20 protein-coding genes are annotated in these 24232 nt (G+C 44.6%); 5 read left to right on the top strand and 15 right to left on the bottom strand.

The window, feature by feature from the left end:
- Positions 1-69 precede the first annotated feature (69 nt).
- Together EOD41_RS08845 and EOD41_RS08840 are read left to right on the top strand one after the other, a co-directional pair.
- The gene (locus tag EOD41_RS08845) at positions 70-1947 is read left to right on the top strand and encodes a beta-N-acetylhexosaminidase (protein ID WP_127704413.1); all 1878 of its coding nucleotides are present in this window, start codon (positions 70-72) and stop codon (positions 1945-1947) included.
- 85 nt (positions 1948-2032) lie between these two features.
- Complete coding sequence (locus EOD41_RS08840) at positions 2033-3217, top strand: DUF4185 domain-containing protein (RefSeq protein WP_127704412.1); 1185 nt, start codon at positions 2033-2035, stop codon at positions 3215-3217.
- Position 3218: 1 nt separating this feature from the next.
- Here EOD41_RS08840 and EOD41_RS08835 read toward each other — a convergent pair whose 3' ends face one another.
- From EOD41_RS08835 to EOD41_RS08770, 14 genes are all read right to left on the bottom strand, one after another.
- On the bottom strand, positions 3219-4067 hold the full coding sequence (locus EOD41_RS08835) for an SMP-30/gluconolactonase/LRE family protein (RefSeq protein WP_127704411.1): 849 nt from the start codon (positions 4065-4067) through the stop codon (positions 3219-3221).
- Between the two features lie 63 nt (positions 4068-4130).
- A complete protein-coding gene (locus EOD41_RS08830; RefSeq protein ID WP_127704410.1) occupies positions 4131-5351 on the bottom strand; it encodes an enolase C-terminal domain-like protein in 1221 nt (406 codons plus the stop codon).
- Positions 5348-6112, bottom strand: coding sequence for an SDR family oxidoreductase (locus EOD41_RS08825; protein ID WP_127704409.1), 765 nt, complete (start codon positions 6110-6112; stop codon positions 5348-5350). The genes EOD41_RS08830 and EOD41_RS08825 overlap by 4 nt, the downstream gene beginning before the upstream one ends.
- Complete coding sequence (locus EOD41_RS08820) at positions 6112-7128, bottom strand: hypothetical protein (protein WP_127704408.1); 1017 nt, start codon at positions 7126-7128, stop codon at positions 6112-6114. Before EOD41_RS08820 ends, EOD41_RS08825 begins: the two co-directional genes overlap by 1 nt.
- Positions 7109-8410, bottom strand: a complete 1302-nt coding sequence (locus EOD41_RS08815; protein ID WP_127704407.1) for a serine hydrolase domain-containing protein — start codon at positions 8408-8410, stop codon at positions 7109-7111. The genes EOD41_RS08820 and EOD41_RS08815 overlap by 20 nt, the downstream gene beginning before the upstream one ends.
- Positions 8411-8438: 28 nt before the next feature.
- The gene (locus EOD41_RS08810; RefSeq protein ID WP_127704406.1) at positions 8439-9650 is read right to left on the bottom strand and encodes a DUF4185 domain-containing protein; all 1212 of its coding nucleotides are present in this window, start codon (positions 9648-9650) and stop codon (positions 8439-8441) included.
- A 14-nt stretch (positions 9651-9664) separates the two neighbouring features.
- Positions 9665-10867, bottom strand: coding sequence for a DUF4185 domain-containing protein (locus EOD41_RS08805; RefSeq protein WP_127704405.1), 1203 nt, complete (start codon positions 10865-10867; stop codon positions 9665-9667).
- 28 nt (positions 10868-10895) lie between these two features.
- On the bottom strand, positions 10896-12383 hold the full coding sequence (locus EOD41_RS08800) for a sialate O-acetylesterase (protein WP_127704404.1): 1488 nt from the start codon (positions 12381-12383) through the stop codon (positions 10896-10898).
- Between the two features lie 126 nt (positions 12384-12509).
- A complete protein-coding gene (locus EOD41_RS08795; RefSeq protein WP_127704403.1) occupies positions 12510-14891 on the bottom strand; it encodes a GH92 family glycosyl hydrolase in 2382 nt (793 codons plus the stop codon).
- A gap of 70 nt (positions 14892-14961) precedes the next feature.
- Positions 14962-16494: a sialate O-acetylesterase gene (locus EOD41_RS08790; protein ID WP_127704402.1), complete on the bottom strand. Its 1533-nt coding sequence runs from the start codon at positions 16492-16494 to the stop codon at positions 14962-14964.
- Between the two features lie 100 nt (positions 16495-16594).
- Positions 16595-17368: a L,D-transpeptidase family protein gene (locus EOD41_RS08785; protein WP_127704401.1), complete on the bottom strand. Its 774-nt coding sequence runs from the start codon at positions 17366-17368 to the stop codon at positions 16595-16597.
- A gap of 67 nt (positions 17369-17435) precedes the next feature.
- Positions 17436-18143, bottom strand: coding sequence for a hypothetical protein (locus EOD41_RS08780; protein WP_127704400.1), 708 nt, complete (start codon positions 18141-18143; stop codon positions 17436-17438).
- Positions 18144-18181: 38 nt separating this feature from the next.
- The gene (locus EOD41_RS08775) at positions 18182-19120 is read right to left on the bottom strand and encodes a 1-phosphofructokinase family hexose kinase (protein ID WP_127704399.1); all 939 of its coding nucleotides are present in this window, start codon (positions 19118-19120) and stop codon (positions 18182-18184) included.
- Positions 19121-19128: 8 nt separating this feature from the next.
- Complete coding sequence (locus EOD41_RS08770; protein ID WP_127704398.1) at positions 19129-20187, bottom strand: class I fructose-bisphosphate aldolase; 1059 nt, start codon at positions 20185-20187, stop codon at positions 19129-19131.
- Positions 20188-20319: 132 nt separating this feature from the next.
- Between EOD41_RS08770 and EOD41_RS08765 the strand changes: the two genes are divergently transcribed.
- From EOD41_RS08765 to EOD41_RS08755, 3 genes are read left to right on the top strand one after another with little or no spacing between them, the layout of a single operon-like run.
- Positions 20320-21156 carry a sulfite exporter TauE/SafE family protein gene (locus EOD41_RS08765; RefSeq protein ID WP_127704397.1) on the top strand — a complete coding sequence of 279 codons (837 nt, stop codon included), beginning with the start codon at positions 20320-20322 and terminating at the stop codon, positions 21154-21156.
- On the top strand, positions 21156-21518 hold the full coding sequence (locus EOD41_RS08760) for a DUF1634 domain-containing protein (protein WP_127704396.1): 363 nt from the start codon (positions 21156-21158) through the stop codon (positions 21516-21518). Before EOD41_RS08765 ends, EOD41_RS08760 begins: the two co-directional genes overlap by 1 nt.
- A gap of 38 nt (positions 21519-21556) precedes the next feature.
- Entirely contained in the window at positions 21557-21772 is a 216-nt protein-coding gene (locus EOD41_RS08755) for a KTSC domain-containing protein (RefSeq protein ID WP_127704395.1), read from the top strand.
- Here the strand turns inward: EOD41_RS08755 and EOD41_RS08750 are convergent.
- Positions 21769-24195: an outer membrane beta-barrel protein gene (locus tag EOD41_RS08750; protein WP_127704394.1), complete on the bottom strand. Its 2427-nt coding sequence runs from the start codon at positions 24193-24195 to the stop codon at positions 21769-21771. The genes EOD41_RS08755 and EOD41_RS08750 overlap by 4 nt on opposite strands.
- Positions 24196-24232: the final 37 nt, after the last annotated feature.

Here is a 24232-nt window from a genome sequence, read left to right as displayed (position 1 = left end):
CTTGTCCGGGTTATTGGTTGACCGGGCAAGCAGAACAAACTTTTAACTTATTCTCCTCATACTTATCTTATGCCAAAGCATCTGTTACTTATCATCGTACTTATTGCATACATAAACTGCATCGCCCAGCCTAAAATAATTCCGCAGCCGGTATCAATGCATACTTCGCCCGGTTACTTCAGCATCAATAAGCAAACTAAAGTTATTGTATACGGCGCTGATAGTAAAAAGGTTGGCCTGTTTCTTTCATCATTGCTTGCAGCGCCAACCGGTTACAAATTACCTGTAATCAATCAAAAAGCTACGGCTACAACCGGCATCGTTCTGAAATTGAACTATACCCCCAAGCCTGATTTGGGGGACGAAGGCTACACCTTTACATCAACCAAAAGAAACATTATCATTACTGCTAATAAACCGCAAGGCTTGTTTTACGGCATACAAACACTGATGCAGCTGCTGCCGCCGTCAATTGAAGGGCACAAGTTTGTTAAAGCAAAATGGAAGGTACCTGCGGTAACGATTATCGATTATCCGCGTTTTGGCTGGCGCGGACTTATGCTTGATGTTAGCCGGCATTTCTTCCCAAAAGAAGTGATAAAAGATTATATCAATCAGTTAGCAAAGTATAAAATGAACTCCTTCCATTGGCATTTAACCGATGACAACGGCTGGCGAGTTGAAATTAAAGGGTTGCCGCAGCTTACCGATATTGGCGCATGGCGCGCGCCGAGGGAAGGGCCTTTTCTTTTTGTATCACACGAAGATACTGAACCGGGCGAAAAAGCCACTTATGGCGGTTACTATACACAGGACGACATCCGCGAGGTAGTAAAATATGCGCAGGAAAGGTTTGTAACCATAGTGCCTGAAGTTGATGTTCCGGCGCACAGCATGGCACTTATTGCCTCAATGCCTAACTTATCATGCACCGGGCTGCAATACCCGGTTGATGTAGGTACACCATTTTATGCCAAAAAAGATAATGTGCTATGCGTTGGTAACGACAGTACTTACCTGATACTCGATAAAATATTTACCCAGATAGCGCAGCTGTTTCCCGGTCAGTACATACACATGGGTGGCGACGAGGCCTATAAAGGTTTCTGGGAAAAGTGCCCGAAATGTCAAGGGTTAGCTAAGCGCGAAGGGTTAAAAGATAGCCATGAACTACAAAGCTACTTTGTGAAGCGGGTAGAAAAAATACTGCAAAGTAAAGGCAAAAAGCTGATAGGCTGGGACGAAATACTGGAAGGCGGCCTTGCACCCGAGGCTACTGTAATGAGTTGGCGAGGAATGAAAGGCGGTATCGCAGCAGCGAAGCAGGGACATAAGGTTGTGATGTCACCGTCAGACTACGTCTATCTGGATATGTACCAGGGCAACCACTTTATTGAGCCGCATTCATTTTACAAACTTTGGTTAAGCGACTGTTATAGTTTTGAACCGGTGCCCGACAGCGTTGATACCAACCTGATTTTAGGCGGACAAGGTAATTTATGGAGCGAGGCTGTGCCCAACGGCAGGCATGCCATGTACATGACCTGGCCGCGCGGCATGGCGCTGGCTGAAGTGTTCTGGTCGCCGAGAGGTAAACGTGATTACGACGAATTTGTAACACGGGTTGAAGCTCATTTTAAGCGGTTCGATGCCGCTAATGTTAAGGTATCGCGCAGTATATACGAGCCTTTAGTAAGCGTTGAACCTGAAGTTAACGGCAGCGATACAACATTCAAAATAAAGATCAGCAATCAGATAAAAGGGCTGAGTACTTATTACTCATTTGACACTACCGATCCCGATAACTTTTACCCGTGCTACAATGGTTTTCCATTAAGCATTCCACGAGGTGCCACTCAACTTCGTGTGATCAATTACCGTGACGAAAAACCAATTGGTCGGCAGATCAATATCAAACTTCACGACTTGGATATAAGACTGCATTGATTTGTATCTAAAAAAACGCTGTTACAATGTATGTACATTTCTATTTTGAAGTATATTTGACTGAGAAACCAATTAAACTACTATCATGAAAACATCATTCACGCTAACTGCTGTTTTAGGGTTGTTTGCCTTTACGCTACAAGCGCAAGATTTTAAAGCATCAACGGATCCTAAGTTACAAAGTGCTAACTTTACTGTGGAAGAAGATGCTGACTGGACCGCCTTATTTAACCGCACCAAAGGCTGGTTTGGCGCCGATGGTATTTTTTCAATTCCGTTAGATGGCGTTGATAGCATAGGAGCGGGTAGAAATCAAACAACGTTCTTTGTGTTCAGCGATACACTGATTGGTGAAGTTGTTGATGATAAACCGCTACCCGGTACCAAGATGCCGCACAATACTATTGGTTATTTAACAGGCAACAAGCCTGTTTTTGATGATATTAAATTCTATTGGAACAAAACAGCCGACGGTGTTGCAAAATCTGTTTTTGAACCCAAAACGCCAAACACCCAAAAAGGCGACTACTTTTGGCTTGGCGACGGCTTTGTAAATAAAGAACTGAACGGCACCACATATGTTTTTGGGTATCGTATTAAGAATGTAAGCAATGGTTTCGGCTTTGCTGAAGTTGGCAATGTGCTGATTGCGCTACCAAAAGGCAGTAAATTTCCGTTTGCCGACCAGCGCCAAATGGATACTCCCTTTTATTTTGAACTACCCGGCGGTGGTTATGGTTCATTTGGGGCAGGTATTTTGAACAACACCAAATGGGCTAAAGTGCCTAATGCCGATGGCTACATCTATGTGTATGGTTTACATGGAGCAGGTAAAAATGTAATGGTAGCGCGGGTTAAACCTAAAGACGTTGAAAAGTTTACCCAATGGCGTTACTTTGACGGAAAAGGCTGGAATACTGATATTAAAAAAGCCGCTACCATTGCCGACCGTGCCTCAAATGAAATGAGCGTTACGCCGTTACCCGACGGGCGTTACGCTATGATCTTTCAGATAGATGGCATTGGCAAAAAGGTGTGTATGCGTTTAGGTAGCAGCCCATACGGCCCGTTCGGACCAATAATTGACTTATACAGCACAGATAAGTTTACCGAAAAAGTGGTCACTTACAATGCCAAAGCACATCCAAATCTTTCACAGCCTGGCGAACTTTTAATAAGCTACAATGTAAACTTTACCGACTTTTTCAACCAACTGAATGCGAGCCCGGACATTTACAGGCCACGGTTTATTAAGTTGAAATTCAAATAATTTATTTGTGGCAGACTAACTTTAACCCTTTAACACCTGCATTTATCTTGCTGATATGCCAGCGGCCAAGGTTTGATGTAAATATCTGATCGAAATTTTCACCGCCAAAGGCGATATTGGTCGGGTTGCTAAGCGTATGTGCTTCCCAATCGTCGATAAACATTTTTATGCTGCGTTTATTATCAGCTTTGTATATAGCGTTAGGAGTATAACAGGTAATATACAGGTTTTCATCCTCATCAAGGGCAACCCCGTCAGGGCATGTTTGCGGCATGGTAATATAAACCTCGCGTTCACCGGCTGCCCCATCCGCATTTATGGCAATGCGTTCAATACCTGGCAAAAAGCTGCAAACTACATACAGGTAGTCTTCATTTTTTGAAAGTGCCATACCGTTGGCAAAGTTGAATGGTCCGTTATGCCATATCCGGCCGGTACCATCCGGTTCAAAGCGAAATACCTTCCCAATCACTTGCCTGAAAGCGCCGCTTTCTGATACATATAATCTGCCTTGAGAATCAAACACGGGATAATTAGGTATGTTAAACTTTTCTCCTTCGGCACCGTCAGCAAACAGTTCAAGTTTATTTGTAGCGATATCGAGTTTCCAAACACAATGCTTACCTAAATCGCATACCGCAAGCCAGCTTGCATCCGGCGAAAAAGCCAATCCCAACACAAAGCCCCCGGTATTGTTTATCTCTTTTACTTCGCCACCATCGGCGCTTATGCGGTATATCTGCCCTGCCTCACCCCCAGCCCAAACCGAGCCGTCGGGGTGTACGCAAATACATTCTGAATGGTCAACACCTTCAGCAAAAATGGATACGTCGTTTATTGTTAGTGCCATGTACGTTATTAATATGTCATTTCAGAAGATTTCTATCTACGTTCGAAACGACAAGTTGATTAATCATTGTTTCAGCTTCGCCCACTCCCTCTCCGGCAGTACACCAAACCAGTCAGGACGGCCGGGGTCTCTGTCATACGGGTATCCGCCAAGCTCTTTGTACAGTTCGGCATATTGGTTCAGCTTATCCCGATCAAGTTCAACTCCTAAACCCGGACCTGTCGGAACTTTTATCTTTCCGTTCTCGTACTTCATCAAACCGCCCTTTATAATGTCATCCGTAAGGTGATGGTAATGCGCGTCGGCTGCGAAAGACAAATTTGGCGTTGCCGCGCCTAAATGCAGCATGGTGGCCAGCTGTATTCCTAATTCACCCGAACTGTGTACTGCTACACCTAATTGAAATTTTTCACACACCACGCCAGCTTTCCATGCCTGGCGAAGGCCGCCCCAAAAGGTAGTATCAAGCAGAATTACATCAATAGCCTCGTTACGGATACAGGTTGCCAGCTGCTCAAAATTTACTACCACGGTATTGGTTGAGGTTGGTATGCTAATGCGGCTTTTAACCCTACGCATGCCTTCCATTCCCCAGGTTGGGTCCTCAAAATAATCGTTGTTCAGGTCTTCAATTTGTTTCGCTATGCGAATGGAATCCTCAACGCTCCAGGCGGCATTCGGATCGATACGTACCCTGTGTCCCGGGAAAGCGCTGGCTATGGCACGAAATACTTCCACTTCATGATCGGGATGGAATACACCTGCCTTAAGCTTATGCGATGTAAAACCGTGCTTTTTTACCAGATCACGCGCGTGGTGAACAATTTGTTCGGCTGTTTCTTCGCCGCCTGCGCCTGTTTTTTCGTTAGGATATCTGAAGAAAATGTAGGAAGCAAACTCAACCTCATCACGCACCGAACCACCCAGAAGGTCGCAGGCGCGTACGCCAAGCTTTTTGCCTATGATATCCATACAGGCAAACTCGATCGCGGCATGCAGCTGCATCCGGTTATTATATAACGACGCTGTAGGATTACAAATCTTCCAGTACATCTGTTCCAACTGCATTGGATCATGGCCTATCAGGTAACGTTTTAGTCCCTCAAAAGCCGCCTGTGCCGATTCTCCGCCGCCACCCATTTCACCCAGCCCGGTAATGCCTTCGTCCGTTTCCACCTCAATAATGGTGCGCACAAACCGCCCCCAGTGAGCGCCGTTTGAGTGGCGTATAGGTGCCTCAAGCGGCACAGTAACCGTGGTGGCTTTTATATCTGTAATTTTCATAGCGCTTCTTTTTTACTTCCGTTTATGGTAATACCAAGTCCGCCATCAACGCGTATATATTGCCCGGTAATGAAGCCCGCAGCATCGTCACACATAAATTTTATTACCTCGGCAACCTCTCCGGCAGTGCCAATGCGTCCGATGGGATGCATATCAATACATTCCTGCAGTACTTCTTCCGGGTCGGGTGAAAGCTGTATAGCATCGCGCAGCATGGGCGTATCAATAGTTCCGGGGCACACAGCAACGCAACGTACAGTTGGCGCATAATCAATAGCAATGCTACGCGTTAGGCCCAATATGGCTGTTTTAGCTGTGGTGTAGGCAGCTACGTTACGCTGGCTAACAAACGACTGTACACTGGCCACATTGACCACCACGCCTTTACCGGCTTCCTGCATGTATGGTATAAAGTATTTTGCGCACAGAAATATGCTTTTAAGGTTAACATTCATTACCTCATCCCACTCATCACTGCCGGTTTCCGTAACTGTGCCATAACGTTGTATGCCGGCATTATTAATCAGATATTGAACGGTGCCAAAACGTTCTTTTATTCTTTCTGCCGATGCTTTAACCTGCGCTTCTACAGATACATCGCATTGCTGCGCGAACCAACGGTGGTCGTTAATGCCAGTTTCATCTGCGCCTTTGTTTAGCAGGGCGACGTTAGCGCCTGCATCAAAAAACAATTTCGCGCAGGCGGCGCCAATGCCTTTGCCTGCACCGGTTACAACTACGGTTTTATTTGTAAAATCCATTACTCAAATGCTAAGCCTGTTTCCAACTCAATTAACTCACCTTGTAAAGACTTAATAGCCAATATCCCGTTCTGTAGGCTGACGTTTTTTACTCCGGTAAACTCACCTTCCGGCTGATGCAAGAAAGCGGTGTAGCTGCAGCTTACTTCTTCACCTGCGTCGATATGCCAAAGGGTTTTCTCACCAAATAAGCGGGTGTTATCGTGTTCCAGAATTTCGTTAAACGGTTTATGTATGCCGGTTGTGCCGAACTCAATGCCACGATATTTAATCCGGTCATTTTCAAAGTGCTGCCAAAGGCTTATCCACGGATATTCGGTACGTTTCCATATATATCCCAGCAATAAATTATGAAAAGGCGAATAAGCCGTTACCCAGCCAAACTCACTTTCTTTATCAACAATAAATGAAAACACTGAGCTGTTAGCCACATCAGGTGTGTTCAAACTCATCGGTTCATGATCTTTACACATCCCTTGTGGCCACTCGCTGGCATACTCAAGCGGGTTAGTATCAAAATCATAGTTTATGCCGAAGGTAGCATTGCAATCAACCCTGGTCGCTTCATCTAAAAAGGGAGCCGCAAGTGTAGGATGCTGCACTACATTGTAAAGTCTGCCCAGCGGATTTATATTTTTTACCGTTTCAGTCACCCTGAAAACGGGTGCAGATACACTTAAAGCCAACATGTGCAAAGTACTTAATCCATCCAACGGACAATTCACTTTCATTTTCAAAAAAGCATCACCTTCATCAAGCTTTTCCCATTGTGACATGGCTGCCTGACCATGATTTGGATGACCGGCTTTGATTTCACCCTCTGAGGGTTGCCCCCAGCGCCCTATACACGCAAAGTGTCCCTGATAACAGGCTCCCCTGTTGTTTTCAGGCATTTGCTCAGCAGCAAACCTGAAAGTCAACGGATTAATATCATTTTCCGTTAGATGAAAATCAACTATCCCGCCGCCATTCAGGTCGACTGTTACCGAGGCTTTATTATTTTTTAGCGTAATCATTCGTCAACGCGCCGTAGATTATCGCTTTAAACTTATTTGTTAAATCGCCAAGCGTCCAGCCGCCGCCTTGTGTCCATATCTGCACTACCAGTCCGGCTTTGGGGTCAACCCAGTAACTTGAGCCCCAGTAACCGCCACCGGCAAAAGTACCTTCGTTCCATGGGCCTGCAATAGCGCCTTTTGGGGTTACTACTTCAAAACTAAACCCGGCTTTGTTTGGAGAAGTTCCCAGCGGTATATCCCCTATCTGGTTTGAGGTCATCAGCCTGATGCTATTAGCTGTCAGGATACGTTTGCCGTTAAGCTTACCACCATTGGCAAGCATCTGCAAAAACAGGCAATAATCATAAGCGGTTGATGTAAGCCCAGCTCCGCCACCATAATAAGTGCCTTTCTGCAGCGGATAGATCACATTGGCGCCTGTGCTATCGGTTGAATTGTTTTCTACGGCGATGCCTTTATCGTTCGCACTGAATACCTTCGATAGGCGCGCCTGCTTTTCGGCCGGAACATAGAAATAAGTATCTTTCATCCCCAGCGGGTTGAATATCCGCTCACGGAAAAACTGATCAAGCGACCGGCCTGAAGCTACCTCAATAATATAGCCAAGCACATCCATGTTCAAACCATAAGTGTACCTTAAGCCGGGCTGATGTTCTATAGGCAGTTTCGCCAGTATTTTTATCCTGTCGGCAAGCAATAGTTTGCGTGGTTCAAAGCCTACCGGAATATTGTTTTTAGCGTAAATAGCCCGCATTTCTTTTGAGCCGATAACCGCATAGCCAATTCCCGAAGTATGTGTCAGCAGGTCGCGTATAGTTATTTCGCGGTTGGCCGGCTCAGTAGTATAAGTAGTATCCTTCTCATTGAAAGTTTTTAATACCTGCGGCTTGGCAAACTCGGGTATGTACTTTGAGATCGGATCGTCCAGAACCAGCTTACCTTCTTCATACAGCATCATAATGGCCACACAGGTAACCGCTTTGGTTTGCGAGGCAATACGGAACATATCCGTTTTATCCAGCAACTTATTGTTCTTAATATCTTTGTATCCCGAAGCGTTCCAGTACACAATATCGCCATGGCGAGCTACAAGCCCCACTACCCCGGCTATTTTATAGTCTTTTGTAAAGGTGGCAAACAGGCTGTCAATCCTTTTTAAACGTTCAAGCGAAAACCCTTCGCCTGCCGGCGACGCTTGTTTTAACCCTTGCGCAAAGCTGCTAACAGCGATAATACTGCTAAATAAAAATGCAGCAGCTTTTAGTTTTATTGATGTCATCTGGTATCGGTTTTTGGTGATGTAATGATCAATATTTTACCGTGATAAAACGCGGCCTTAAATGATGCGGATGCAACTTTATCTTCCGCTCAAAATCAAATGCATTCACGTTATAGCTTATCAGCAGTTCGCCGGGTTTTGAAAGATGAGGGTACGCCTTGGCATTGTACGTGTAAAAGTCGATATCCTCATAAATCTCCGGCGTATGCCAAACCTTTTTCGCCGGGAAGAACGGCCCTTTTGGCGAGCCGCCTACAGCAATGTATATGTCAGGCTTGTTCGAATCGTATTGATAAGTTGCTATAACACGGCCGCTGCCATCGTTCATAAAGCTTACGCTCATTTCGTTTGATACATGATCGGTTATACCGGCGCATTTGCGGATATCGGTACCCCAGTCGGCGCCATTCCAAAACGTCCACCTGGTAAAGTCTTCAAACTCGCTGTCCTTTACTCGTGCAACCACCAATTGGTTATTCGGGCTTTTTACGCCATACACATAAATGTATCCATCGGGGTTCGGCGCCTCGGCCCCCTTTGTGTTTGGCAGCAAACAGGTACCAAACATGATATGCATGCCCGGATCGTTCACAAACAACGGCGCGTCAAGCTGATACTGGTTTGTGTAGGGTGGTTTACTTCCTTTTGGAATAGCGATGAACGCCATACCTACCTCTTCAAAAGGGAATACCTTTCCGGGGACATTTCTGATCCTGTAAGCGGCAATGTAGATGGTACTGTCTTTAGCGTGATTGAAGACGCCATCACCCAGCCAGTAATAATCGCCGTTTTTAGTATTTGGAGTGTTGGGTGAGAACATCGACCTGTCATCGCCGTTCTTATAGTAGAATTTGATTTTTGACGGATCAGGCTTACCTCCTTCAAAATAGGCTACCGAGTTATGCCCCATCGACCAGCCTTTTTTCAACGTATCATGATCAACAGTACCGTAAATACAATCGCTGAACCAAAACATGCTTGGTGATTTCCCTTCAGTGTCTGATGTCTCCTTACCGGTTAACGATATCGAATAAATACCATCGGCGCCAATCCAGCCTGTGTCATGCTTCAGCATTTCTGCCCACTCAGGTGCACGGCTAACCACTATTTTGGTAGCCGAGTCGGGGTCGAGCTTCTCTTCTTTAGCGCCTTTACTGGTATTGCAGGCAGCCGCCCATAAGCATGCAAACGTTACCGCTGCAAACATACCGGCTTTATTTACTGGTTTATAATTGGTCATGATAAGGTTCTGGTTTATTCAAATTTCACCTTAAGGAAGAACGGATGATACAGGTTAGGGAACTTAGCAAGCTGCTCATGAAAATCCCACGAGTTCTGGTTGTATGATACCAGCAGTTCGCCCGGCGCCGAAAGACTTGGGTGTGCTTTGGCATTGTAGTGTATAAATTTGCTGTTAGCCGGTTTAGAATGATACAGTTCTTTAACAGGTCCCCATGGGCCAACCGGACTTAGTCCTATACGCATAGCTACGGTAGTACCCATGCCACCCAGTTCAAATACCAGTGCATAACGACCGTCAGGAAGTGGTGAAACGCTTAACTCGTTTGATACATTGGTTGTCAGCGCGGCTGATTCTTTCATATCGGCAACCCATTCCTTGCCGTTATAAAATCTCCATGCGCTGAAGTTTTCAAAATCTTTTTCCAACACGCGTGCAGCTAACAAACCTTTACCTTTTAACCCGCCATTGCCATATATGTACACGTAGCCGTCAGGCTTTGGCGCGCCGGCTTCTTTTGTATTTACGAATATACCTGCGCCGAAACCGCCATTTTCATGCGTGTCAAAATGCAGCGGTGTTTCTACCTGGCGCTGATCTTTAAAAGGCGGCTTGCTTCCTTTAGGGATGATGATGAGGTTGGTACCCATTTCACGGAACGACCAGTCGTCTTTCGGATCCATGGTGTGCATGCGGTAAGCGATAATGTATGTGTTTTTCAACACAGGGTTATAGTACGCATCACCCAGCCAATAATAATCGCCCGGCTTGGTTGACGGTGTATTGGGGATGAACATGCTTTTTGGCTTACCTGCTGCATCTTTATCCCAATAAAAAGTAATGTTCTCTTTTTTAGGTTCGCTGCCTTTTATATAGGCTACGGTGTTATTCACCATTTTGCGTTCTTTCAGCTCACCGTTTACTATCTCACCAATCATGGTATCACTGAAGATAAACATGTTGTTAGACTTGGCATTAGGACTGTTATAGCGCTTCCCATCCTGCGGAATAGCGTATATCCCGTCAGACCCAAACCAGCCCGACTGCCTGATGAAAAGGTTTGTCCATTCGGGAGCCTCTTCAACAGTGTATTTTATGTTTACCGTGTCGGTATTTACAGTTTCGGTTTGGGCAGTGCTGTTTTTTGTACTGCAAGCCAAAAATGCCAAACCAGCAATAAGCGCGGCATTTTTCAATAGTTTAACCTGATTGTTCATATCTTCTCTCTCTTTGTGGTTTACTTAATTATTTATCCCAGTTATCAGTACGGAATTGCATGGCAGGCAAGCCGTCTGTGTTTTGCAAATTAGTGCCTACCCAGTTGGTAAAGGCATAGCGTACCGCTACCGGCTTAGCTACATTAAAATTACTTAATATCACGGTATTGCCTGTTATTTTTGCTTCAGCCGGATGAAATACTTTGTCTTCTCCGGCAACCATAAAACCTACAGGCGCTTTGCCATCTTTGGTGGTCAGGGCGCTTGTTTTATCAAAATCTATAGTAATGGTATTACCGTTTACGTGATATGCCGAAAAACGCGGACCCCTAAATGTTATATTCTTTTGACCGTAAGTTTTGTTGAGTGCAATGCGGGCAAGGCGCTCACCCACGCTACGCTTGTCGCTTGGGTGTACGGTTTTCTTTTCGCCCACATCGAGGGTAACCGCCATGGCCGTATTTTTTATTTTTGACAAAAGGCCTTGTGTTTCGCGAAAGATAGCCGCTTTGTAATCGGTGCTGTCCTCTCCCGCTTCGCGGAAAGGCGCTATCTGGGTATAATAAAATGGCAGGTCGCCTTGCTTGAAATCCTTGCGCCAGTCGGCAACCATTTTGGTGAACAATAAGATATACTCATCACGCTTGTCACTGCGCGCGTTTGATTCACCCTGATAGTAAATGATACCTTTAACAGATAGGTTCAGAAACGGGTAAATATTGCCGTTGTACAGCAGCGTTGGCTTGGTAACATTGCTGAAAAAGCCGGTTGTATCTACCTTTTTTTGTATGCTGATGTTGTCGAGCTGAGGCGTCAGGTAAACGCTTTTTAGTGTAGGATCGCTTTCAAGAACCTCCCTTTTTGTGAAAGCCTGCGTTGATGCACCCGGCGCTGCCGATACAACCAACCCAATTGGAATATTCAGCTTTAAAAACAGCTGCCTGCCAAAAAAGTAAGCTACACCGCTGAAATTACCCACCGTTTGCGGCGAACATACCTGCCAGTTCCCTTTTGTATCACCCTGAGGCGCTACTTTAAATTCGGCTTGTGCTTTATACATCCGTATGGCCGGGAAATTAGCCGCAGCTATTTCTTCTTTGTAATTCAGCACACCGGGATACGTAAGGAACATCGCCTCGGTAACCGGCATATCCATGTTCGACTGACCCACACAAAACCATACATCCCCTATCAGGATGTTGGTAAACTTGAGCGTTTCCTTGCCGTTATCAACGGTTATTACGTGCGCTGTAAAATCACCTGTTTTTGCTTTAGGTACAGATACCTGAGTTATCCAGTTACCGTCAGTGCCGGCTTTTACTGTTACAGCTGATGCCCAGTCGGCAGTAATTTTTACCATTTCGCCTGCTGTTGCAGCCCCCCAAAGCTTGAACGGTTTACCCTGTTGCACTACCATATTGCTTTGCAGCACATTGGCTACCTTAATAGCCGCGTAACCGCTGTATGCTGTCAGCGAAACAAACAAAAAGGAAACAAAACGGATAGCGTAGTTCATTAAATGGGTTTATAATAGTTTCAGCCTTAGGTGCCTGAGGTGGTTAATAATGCTCAATAATACAACTTTTAAAAAGCATGTACATACAAAGTAGTAAAATATTTACAAACCAGAGCGTTGAACTAACTAATTAATGCCCCAGTTTTTATTAGGCTCGTTGCTCATTACCAGTTCAAGCGTACCGCCGTTGGTTATTTCTTTATAGTCGATATAACAATGATTGTATGCTTTGCCATTTAATTTAGCGCTTTGAATATAGATATTTTCGGGCGAGTTGTTTTCGGCTGTTATGGTAAACGTTTTCCCTTTAGCATACTTAGGGTCAAGCTTGTAAACCACTTTACTGAAAACCGGACTGGTGATCTCATACCTGGTATCACCCGGCGCTATGGGATGGAAACCGCTTGCCGCCAGTACATACCATGCCGACATCTGGCCCACATCTTCGTTACCTACCAATCCATACACCTCATTGTGATAAGCGCTCCGGCATATTTCGCGTGTCCACTTCTGGGTGTTCCATGGTTCACCTAAACGGTTGAACAGGAAAGGCACATGGTGTACAGGCTCATTAGCATGATTATAATAATCGTTCCATACAAAATCATTAGGCGCTTTTGTAAAGAAAGTATTTAAATCGGCCAATACCTTCTGCTTGCCGCCCATAAGCGCCACCATACCAGGAATATCATGGGGTACAAACCAGCCTTGCTGATACGGGTTACTTTCAACGGTGCCATAAAATTGTTTCAGGCGACCTTCAGGCGGTAATGCCTGCCATGTACCATCTTCATTTTTCGGCCTGAACCAGCCGCTTTCCTTGTCAAATACATTCTTATAACTTGCCGAACGTTTCAGGTATTTTGCCTGATCATCTTTTTTACCTAGGAAGCCCGCCATGCGCGACATACACCATTCATCAAAGCTAAATTCAAGCGTATTGGATATGCTAAACGGCGAAACGGCGTAGCCGGTACCCTCATTGCGCGGGTCGCAATATACAGCAAAGCCTTTATCACCGTTGCCCGAGCGCTCGATAGTATTTATTGCATATTGATATGCTTTCGGCACATTGTAATCACGTATACCTTTCGCATAAGCGTCGGTAATCACCACAACGGCCGGATTTCCTATCATGCAACCACTATATGAGTTCAGGAACTCCCAGCGTTCAAGATAATGTTTGCCTGTTTCGTCGCCAAGTTCAACTAGGGAGTTTATAGCATCATTTACTACCGACGGGTTGATGACACTTTGCAGCGGGAACTGGCTGCGGAAAACGTCCCAGCCACTGAATATTGAGCGTTTAGTAAAGTTGGGCGAGGTATGCACCTTGTTATCGCCGCCGGTATAATTCCCGTCAACATCCTCAATATTGCGCGGATCAAGCATGGTATGGTAAAGTCCGGTATAAAAAACTGTTTTCTCATCTTTTGTACCGCCTTCCACGCTGATCTTACTTAACTGAGCATTCCAGGCAGCGCGTGTAGCGTTATGCACGCGGTCGAAATTCCAGTCGGTTATTTCAGCTTCAAGGTTCTTTTTCGCGCCATCCATACTCACCAATGATATCCCTGAGCGCATTAGCACCTGCTCTTTATCTTTAGTATCAAATTCGGTATAAAAGCCTAAGTGTTTACCTTCTTTTTCTTTGATATTTTTTAGAATCGACGCCTCAGCAACCTTTTTGATATAGGCATCACTTAACACTTCATCCCTTTTGCGTACCCAGCCATCCGGGATATCGGCGCTCCATACGCCATAGTTTTTTAACGGCTTGCTAAATTGTGCGTAGAAGTACATGGTATAGTTGGCCTTGCCATCGCCGTTACCCCAGCCACCGCCTTCAGGTGTACATTTCATCCACCCGGTTATAGTATGGTCGTCAACCACTTTTACATATTGCAGCACCGAAGTTCCGCCAATGCGTCGCGCAAGATCGATTTGTACCCTTGCCTTATCACTCTTAGGATAAGTGAACCGCAGCATACCGCAATGCGGCGTTGCTGTAGCTTCGGCTTTAATGTTATAGTTGGACAAAACAACACTATAATACCCTGCCGTAGCTTTCTCTGTTTTCTTGTCAAATTCCGAGCGCCAGCCTTCGCCTTTATGCTCAATTCTGCCGCCAAATGTTTTCATTGGTCCGGCGGTTGGCATCACTAAAAAATTACCCAGATCGCCATACCAGCCGGTACCGCTCATGGTAGCAAATGAAAAACCATGTATGCTGGTGTGTTCATAACTGTAGCCAGATGCATTATCCCCGCCGTCGATAGTATTCGGATTAACCTGCACCAAACCAAAAGGCGAAACTGCGCCGGGATATGTTTTTCCGGGGAAAAACTCCGTTTGGTTTTCACCTGCCTTTGTACTGGCGCCTATAAAAGGATTTACATAAGAGGCAAAGTCTTTTTCAGTTTGAGATTGCTTCTCATTTGAACCACATCCTATTAATAGCCATATAATAAAGGCAGTACTTAAGGCATAGCTTAATGATTTTTTCATTGATACTTGGGTTTAATTGGCAGCTTGTATATACAAGTATAAATACTTTTCAGGTTATAATCAACTATATTTAATTCGTCCAATTATCGGTACGAAAAGGAACAGCAGGCAGCCCCGCACCGTTGGATAGATTTGTAACGGGGAAATTGGTAAACGCATAGCGTACCGCAACCGGCTTTTGAACCTGCTGAGATGTAAGCACTATCTGGTTGTTTACAATCTTCGCGTCAGCTTTATAAAACCTTTTATCAGCGCCTGCCAGATAAAAATACTTTGGCGCCATGCGGTCGTTAGTTTTTAAACCGCCTGCTATGCTGCTTTTTACAAACTGAACGGTAACGGAGCTTCCATAAACTTTAAAGCTTTTAAAATGCGGGCCTTCATAAATTACATCCTCACCATAGGTTTTTGCCAGCGCAATTTTGCCCAAACGAACACCTACATCTTTTTTATTCAGCGGGTGAATATTGTCCGGCTCACCGATGTCCATCGTAACTGCCATGCCCGTGTTTTTAACCTTAAGTATAGCTTCCTGCGCTTCGCGGAATTTGGCATACCAGTTGGCAGTAGAATCGTTATTATTCCATTTGTAAGGTGTCATTTGTACAAAATAAAATGGCAGGTCGCCTTGCTCAAAGTCCTTTCGCCAGCTTTGCAACATGGCTGTGCTTAGGTGGGTATATAATGTGCTATCAAGATTATTTGATTCGCCCTGGTACCAGATGAAGCCTTTTACTGATAGATCCTGAAAAGGACAGATCATCTTGTTGTACACCAGTCCTGGGTAAGTAAGAGAGGCCAGTGTGGTTGCTTTATCATTTTTTGCTTTGATACTGTCAACCGCCTTTGCATAGGGATCGACATACTTTTTCTTCAGGATGCTATCAGCCAGAAGCACATTGATATCAGTAAAATTTTGCGCAGCTGTAGCGGGTATGGCCTGGTCGACAAGGCCAATGGGTATTTGCCGTTTGTTATACAGTTCGCGACCGAAGAAGTAAGCTACTGCGCTGAAACCTGCAGCTGTTTTTGGCGAACATACTTCCCATTTACCGCCTTTTATAGTGTCCTGAGGGGTGAAATCGATACCCATATCCGATTTGAACAACCGTATGTTAGGATAATTGGTAAGCGGTACTTCTTTCTCAAAATCCTTAATACCGCTGCTCCAGCCAGGAACGGCCGCTATGCGTAGCTCCATATTTGATTGCCCGCTTGCAAACCAAACATCGCCGATTAAAACATTAGTGAACCGCAAATTGTCGGTAACAATATTTGAACCTGATGCTTTTTTGTGAATGATGGTAATGGTATGCGGCTTAAAATCGCCTCGCTTTGCAGAAGGAACTTTTATTTCTGCCAGCCATTTGCCATCGGCGCCGGCAGTGGTTTTTGCACTTTTGCCCCAGTCGGCATTTAACTCAATTACATCGCCGGCAGGTGCTTTTCCCCATATTTTTAAGGGTTTGCCTTGCTGCACAACCATGTTATTGCCTAAAGCGTTAGTAACTGAAAACCGTTTAGCTGTATCGATATTACCGGCTTGTGCCGAAAATGCGATAAGGCCAGCAACAGCCAGCGCATAAATTTTTTGCTTATTCACGATAGTTTAAAAATTGGTAAGTGTACAGTGAAAAGATTCATTTCAAATGTACATACAAAGTGCTAATATAGCGCTTATCGTGAAAAAGTAAAGTATCCGGTTAAAAAGTATAAGCCCCCTTATTATCTATACGTACGGCCAGTTCCTGTTTGGTTGAAATAAACCTGTTATAACCTGAACGCAACGTATTCCAAAACGCAATAGTAGGTTTGTCCTGCTGATATGGTGCCGCGAATGCCGTGGAGCTTACACCGTCAAAACGGTAAGGAAACACATAAACCGGTATGCGTAATTGACCGCTATGGTGTGCCTGTATTGCAAGGACGTATATTTCTTTGATAAGATTATCCGTCATGGGCATACAGCCTATCGTGACACAGCTGCCATGAATAAAGATATCGTTGCCCGGATCATTGTTTCCGGCGCGTATCTTATCGGCCTGGTTAGGGTAATTCAAGCCAAGTGACAAGTAAAAGTTGCTTGCCGGATTAAACCTGTCGATATAATAAAAACCTTCAGGCACCTGTCCGTCGCCGCGCCTGCGTTTGGGACCGAGCATACCCGACCTTGAGCAGATATCATAGCTTGCAAACCTTTGATACCTGGCATCCGACGGCTTTTTTACATAAACAATGAGCTGCTGTTCGGCCTTAAAAGCGGTAATTAAGATGTTAATGTTATTAAGTGAGATGTTGAAAGGCGCCAGTCGCTGGTTAATCAGTTTTTCCTTATCGGTATAAGCGGTTTTAACCCGGATGTTGCTCTTTTGCTTTTCAAGGAAGTCTTTTTCGACAACAAAAGAAGTGTTGAAGATAGTTATGCACAGGCACAAGCCTACGCATAGTGCTTTAACTAATGTGGTTAAGGTTGACATGGTTTATTGCTAAGGTTGCAATAAACTTAAGCAAGTTGATGTTTAGGTCAATACAGATTAACGTTTTTTAACAATTGACTTTAACCCCAACTGAAATTACATGTTTATATTGATGAGTTGACTGCTGAGATAAAGTCAAAACTCCACCAACCGTTAAAACAGCTCCTCCTAGAAAGGGAAATCCTGCGCCGATAAGATCAGCTATATTGGATGAGAATAGAAACGGAAGGCAGAAACACATTCCAAATACACCACTTAAAATCATTACAAATGCGGCTGCTCTTACGAAAGAGTACATTGTAAAATGCTCCTGTACTTGTTTACCTTCAATTTGATGACGCAGTAACAAGGTGTTCATACCTGCATAGCCTTGAATAGTATAGTTGCTTATCGGCTGTGTATTTCTTCCGGCTAAAAAATCCCTATAAAATAATACCCAACTGTTTGGTAATAGTATAGCTCCAAACAGCAAGATAGCGAAACATGCAAATGAATAATTTCCGTTGCCCAACATAAACGCCTGCATCCTTATTTCGTCGAGAGGCGTCATTTTGAAGTCGAGCAAAACGTGCTTCAAATCATGGCTTTCGAAACCCGGCACCATCTTTATGCCATGCTTGTCGAGGCAGTCAGCTATATCCCTGCCAAGTGTGCCGATATCCATTCGTCTTAAATCATCATGCTGATCATCACAAATTTTTGTGTTAAAACAGCTTCTTATCAACCAAACAGAAAAGTTAAAAGAGGTTTTAATTATAAGTTCAGATAAAGTCATAAGGATAGGTTTTAGGAAATACAAAACAGGTAACTAACTTACTTTATCTTCTTCACCAGCCACTCATATAACCTGTCAACATCATCTTTTTTAAACAGCTCAGTTCCGGGGTTCATGGTTGCCGCGGTGCCGCAGGCAATACCCATACGTACAATATGCTGCAAATCAAAACCTTTTGTACAGCCGTAAACCATGCCGGCCACCATGCTATCGCCGGCGCCAACAGTACTGCGCTTTTTAACGCTTGGTGCGCTTACATGCTCTGAAAAGTCTTTAGTTACGGTATGCGCGCCATGCGGCCCCATCGATACCACTACCACTTCGCACTTGCCACGGTCAATAATCTGGTGTGCTGCGGCTTCTACCTCGTCGTTACTTTCCACCTCCAAACCGGTTAATCGGCGCAGCTCGCTTTGGTTAGGCTTCAGCAGGTAAACTCCTTCATCAACAGCATGTTTAAGCGCCTCGCCCGAAGTATCCACTATCAGTCGTGCCTCTTCCTTATGCGCAATGCGGGCAACTTTGGCCAGAAAATCATCACTCATACCTTGCGGAATACTGCCGCTGGCTACAATGTAACCAATTTTATGGGCCAGCTCTTTAATCACCTTTAACACTTTTGCTTCTTCTTTCGGAAGCAGTTCTGGTGCAGGCATACCGAAGCGAAATTGCTCATTGGTGGCACGGCTTACCACAATGAAGTTCTCGCGTGTAAGGTTCTTGGTAAGTATGGCATGCTGGGTGATATTTTCTTCATCAAGCAGCGCCTGCAAACGCTTGCCTGTTAAACCGCCCGACGGAAACAATGCTATAGAATCAACCCCTAATCTTTTTAACGCTCTTGAAACATTGATACCGCCACCGCCCGGTTCAAACTTGGGTAAATCACAATCCAGTTTTTGCTCGGCGATTATTTTGTCAACGCTGGTGCTTTTGTCTATGGTCGGGCTTAACGTAAGGGTGAGTATCTGTTTCATTTGTGGTATCAGGCTATGTCGATTTCAGGGGCAAGATACACATCCTGTATGGTATGCAGAAATTCCACACCTTCAGCAAAAGGCCTTTGAAAGGCCCTGCGGCCTAAAATTAACCCGGTACCACCTGCACGTTTGTTTATCACGGCGTTCAACACCGAATTAGCCAGATCGCCAGGACCCTTTGACTCTCCACCTGAATTGATGAGCCCTGCCCTGCCCATATAACAATTTGCCACCTGGTACCGGCACAGGTCGATAGGATGATCGCTTGCCAGTTCGCTGTACATCAGCGGGTCGCTCTTTGAAAAATTCAATGCGGTGAAACCACCGTTTACATCAGGCATTTTTTGTTTGATAATATCAGCCTGTATGGTAACGCCTATATGATTAGCCTGCGCAGTTATATCGGCGGCTGTTTCATAGTTCACGCCGTCTTTTTTAAATGCATTGTTACGTGTATAACACCATAATATGGTGGCCATACCTAATTCATGAGCGCGTTCAAAAGCCTGAGACACTTCGATGATCTGCCTTCCCGACTCTTCCGAGCCAAAATAAATCGTCGCTCCTACCGCAGCTGCGCCAAGGTTCCAGGCATCATCAACTGACCCGAACATGATCTGGTTATATTTTGTGGGATAAGTCAACAGCTCGTTATGGTTGATCTTCACAATGAACGGTATTTTATGTGCATACTTGCGCGACACGATGGCCAGGTTACCAAAGGTGGTTGCCACCGCGTTCGAGCCGCCTTCAATAGCAAGCTTAATGATATTTTCCGGATCGAAATACAAAGGATTTTTAGCGAACGACGCGCCTGCAGTATGCTCTATATCCTGATCGACAGGCAATATCGACAAATAGCCCGTTCCGGCCAGCCGTCCGTGATTATACATGGCGGTAAGGTTACGTATCACCTGCTGATTGCGGTTGCTTTGCACAAACACACGGTCGGCAAAATCCGGTCCGGGCAGGTGCAGCAGGTCTTTACTAAAGGTATTGCTTTTATAATTCAACAGGTTTTCGGCATCGTTGCCAAGCAACTCAACTATTTTCTGGTAAGCCATAGCATTAAGGGTTTTTAGCTTAACACATCATATTAGTTATTGTTGAACCTTATTGAAATACAAACATTACAATGATATTAGCTAACCCTTTGGCAATAAAAATCCTACTTTTGCTTAACTGGCCGTACTTCTATGACGATACTGATATTTACGCTGATACTTTTCTTAGGTGCTTACGCGGCTGGTTTCCTCGGGTCGTTAACCGGCCTTGGCGGTGGTTTTGTTATTATTCCGCTGCTTACCATTTTGCTTCATGTTGATATACATTACGCGGTTGGCGCTTCGCTTGTATCGGCTATAGCGACGTCATCAGGTTCGGCGGCAGCTTATGTTAAAGAAGGCATTACCAACATGCGGCTGGGTATCTTCCTTGAAATTGCTACAACCATCGGTGCTTTTATAGGCGCATTGGTAGCTGTTTACATATCGGCGCATTATATTGCCCTGCTTTTCGGCTTTATTTTAATTGCTTCGTCAATAATATCGCTTCGCAAAAAAGAGAATCACATCAACACAAAAAAGAGTTATCTCGCAGATAAACTAAAACTCGACGGAGAGTATCCTGACGGAGATACCCACATTCCGTATAAAATAGCAAATGTTGGCGGCGGCTTCTTTTTAATGATGCTGGCCGGGATGGTTTCGGGGATTATCGGCATAGGCTCGGGGGCGTTAAAAGTGGTGGTGATGGACGGATTGATGCGGATACCATTCAAGGTTTCAACCACTACCAGCAATTTTATGATAGGTGTTACCGCTGCGGCCAGCGCGGTAATCTACCTGCAACGGGGGTACATTGATCCGGGAGTTTGTATGCCGGTTGTTATTGGTGTGGTGCTTGGCGCTATTACAGGTTCTAAAATACTGGTTAAAACTCAGTCGTCAAACTTGTTAAAATGGCTGTTTGCTGGAATAATTTTTTTACTGGCAGTACAAATGATTTACAGAGGATTGAGCGGACAAATTTAATGGACAGATTACAGGTTATAATAGGCAACTTACTGCGTATTGGTGTTTATGCATCCATAAGTATTGCCGCGCTTGGGGGTATTATTTTTTTGCTTCATCATGGCAACCAGCAAGCTGCTTATACTGCCTTCAAGGGGATACCTGATTACGCCCAGCCTGCGCACGTTTTTGGTAATATTTTGCATCTTAAAGGCGGCGCCATTATACAGGCAGGCATTATGCTGCTTATAGCCACTCCTGTATTTCGCCTTATCTTTTCGGCAGTTGGTTTTGTTATCGAAAAAGATCATCTCTATACCTTTATCACGCTATTGGTCCTCGGCATAATTACCTTTAGTATGCTTAGCGGCTACGCCGGATAACCCTGTTTAAATGGTACAGGTTTTGATTGATATTTTCCATGAAACGCGAACCTGTACAATCATCAGCACTGCAAAGTATCGGCTACGACAAACAGCATAAGATACTCGAGCTTGAGTTCAGAGACAATGGCGGCGTTTGGCAATATTTAAAGCTTCCACCCGCATTCTACAAAAAATTCAGGCAAGCCGAATCGTTAGGCCGTTTCTTTGTAAAAAAAATAAAAGGTAAGTATGAAGAGGTGAGGGTAGCTTAATCACCAAGCCTGTTTCGCTCGTCCTGGCTGCCACCTGTGCGTTTACGGGCGTTCTTCAGCGCATCATTACCAAATCTGTAAGAAAAGTTTAGCGTCACAAAACGGGTTCCGGACTTTTCCCTTCCATGCAAATCGAGGTTTAAATAGGTGGTGTTATATCGGTACGTGCGTGTGTTAAAAATATCGCTTATCTGCAGCTTTATGCTTCCCTTATTACTCAAGATACCTCGGCTTACTCCGGCGTTCACAAAATATTGCTCCCGGTAATATTTTATGCCGAAATAAGTAGGCGTTTCATATGAAGTATAAAGCTCGGCGCTTACTTTGTCAGTTATTTTAAACTGCTGGTTTACCTGCACTATCAGATCGTAAGCCGCTTTGTTAGCAGCGCCGGGCGTTTTATATAAAAACCTTTCATAAGTACCCTGTGCATAAGCGTTAATATCCCACCAGCTACCAATTTTAAAAGGCGCGCGTATCTCGGCCATGTACTGGTGACGTGTACCAATGTTAGCCGTAACGGTGGTATATACACCGGTGGCATTATCCTGCTGAAAGATGTTTGTATAAAAATCTTTAGTAACATTAAAGGCCAGTGAACCTCTGAATTTATACAAAAAGATATCGGATATCTGGAAACTACTACGGTATTGTGGCCTTAAATAAGGGTTACCGGTGCTGTAAGCATATTTATCGATATATGCTACAAAAGGATTCAGGTCTTGATAATTTGGCCTTTCGATACGCCGGTTGTACGAAAATGACAGCTGATGATCGTCGTTCAGATCATAATTGATTATTACACTTGGAAATATGTTAAAATAACTGGTATCGGCAGTATTTGCCGGGTTATAGGTCACCCTGTCGGCCATTGTCATTTCGCCTCTTAAACCGGCAGTTATACTTACGTTGTTCATACGCCGCACGTAGTTTACATAACCGGCGTTTATACGCTCATTATAATTAAACCGGCCGGTGAGCGAATCAACCAATGTGCGGCTGTTACCATCTACCCTGTTAAAGTCGATCCTGTTGATGCTTTTAACCTTACTGGTTTTAAAACCAATATCCACATTGCTGATCTTATCTATCAAACGGGTATAATCAATTTTAAATGAGTATACATCGATATCCGACGGCGAGGTGATATACAGCTTCAACGGATCACGGTAAAAAGAGCCTGAGGCGTTGTAAAAATTATTAGTAAGGTCTTCAACCGAAGCCCGGTCGTACATAATGTAATCGGCATCAGCCGAAAGCGTGTGCTCACCAAACTTGCCAAAAACGCCCCGGTAATTAAGATTGTAATTGATATTACTTACATCCCTGTCAATAAACGAGCCGGTTGTAATAGTTGAGTCGGTAATCCCGTTTCGCATCAGGTAGGTATTGTTTCGCTTACCTATACCTGTAGGGTTAATGTTTCCCTGCACCAGTGCGCCTAAACTTTGTTTAGGGTTAAAGGACAGTTCGCCACCTGTGTTAAAGCTGTGAGTGCTTAAGCGGATGTTGCTTCGATAGTTCACATCATACCCCTCTGTAGCGCCATTATTCTGGATATTACGGTTAATATCCCATTCACGCGTTGTTTCGCTGCGGCCAACAGTGTAGGTAGCAAACAGGTTAAGTTTTCTGCTGCGGTAGTTCACCGCCGTGCTTGAGGTTAACCGGTAATTTTGACCTATAGCAGCAGTTTCATTAATGTTAACCCGCCAGCCCAGGTTTTGGTCTTTTTTCAGGATGATGTTGATTACGCCGCCGCCGGCAGCGTCCCATCGTGCCGAAGGGTTTTCAATCAGTTCAACCTGGCTTACCTGGCTGCTCTGGTAATTCCGCAGCAATTCGGCAAGCTGCTCACTCGACAGAAGCACCGGCTTGCCGTTAACCGCTATCAGCGCCTTTTGGCCGCCTTTAAACAAAACTTCATCGCCCGATACACGCACTCCCGGCGTACCGCCCAATACATCAAGCATGTTGCTGCCTGCAGCTACAATGCTTTTATCTACATTCACAATAGTTTTATCGGGCCGTACTTCAACATAATCTTTTTTAGCCTGGATTTTTACTTCCTGTAACTGATGTGTTAAAGGTACCAGCCTCACGGATGCTGCTTTTACACTACTATTAGCCAGTATCTGATATTTTATGCTGTACAAGCGCTTATAGCCAACCTTTGTAACTGCTATGAAGTAATTACCGGGCTTTATCCTGTTAAACTGAAAAAATCCATTTTTATCTGTAATGGTTGAGGATATAAGTATAGAATCCGGATGGCTGAGTAATCTTACCGTGGCAGCTTCGGCCGGTGCCGAAAATTCTGTGAGTATTCTGCCTTGTATACCTGTCGAATCCGTCTGCGCATACGAATAGTTAAAGATCATCCCCAAAACAAGGGAAAGTACACAACGGGTCAGTAATCTCATTAATGCAGCTACGGAGAAAAGGATCGGTTTAAGTATC

Source organism: Mucilaginibacter limnophilus (assembly GCF_004005815.1).
GTDB classification, from domain to species: Bacteria; Bacteroidota; Bacteroidia; order Sphingobacteriales; family Sphingobacteriaceae; genus Mucilaginibacter; species Mucilaginibacter limnophilus.
This window is presented reverse-complemented; position numbering and strand designations above follow the sequence as displayed.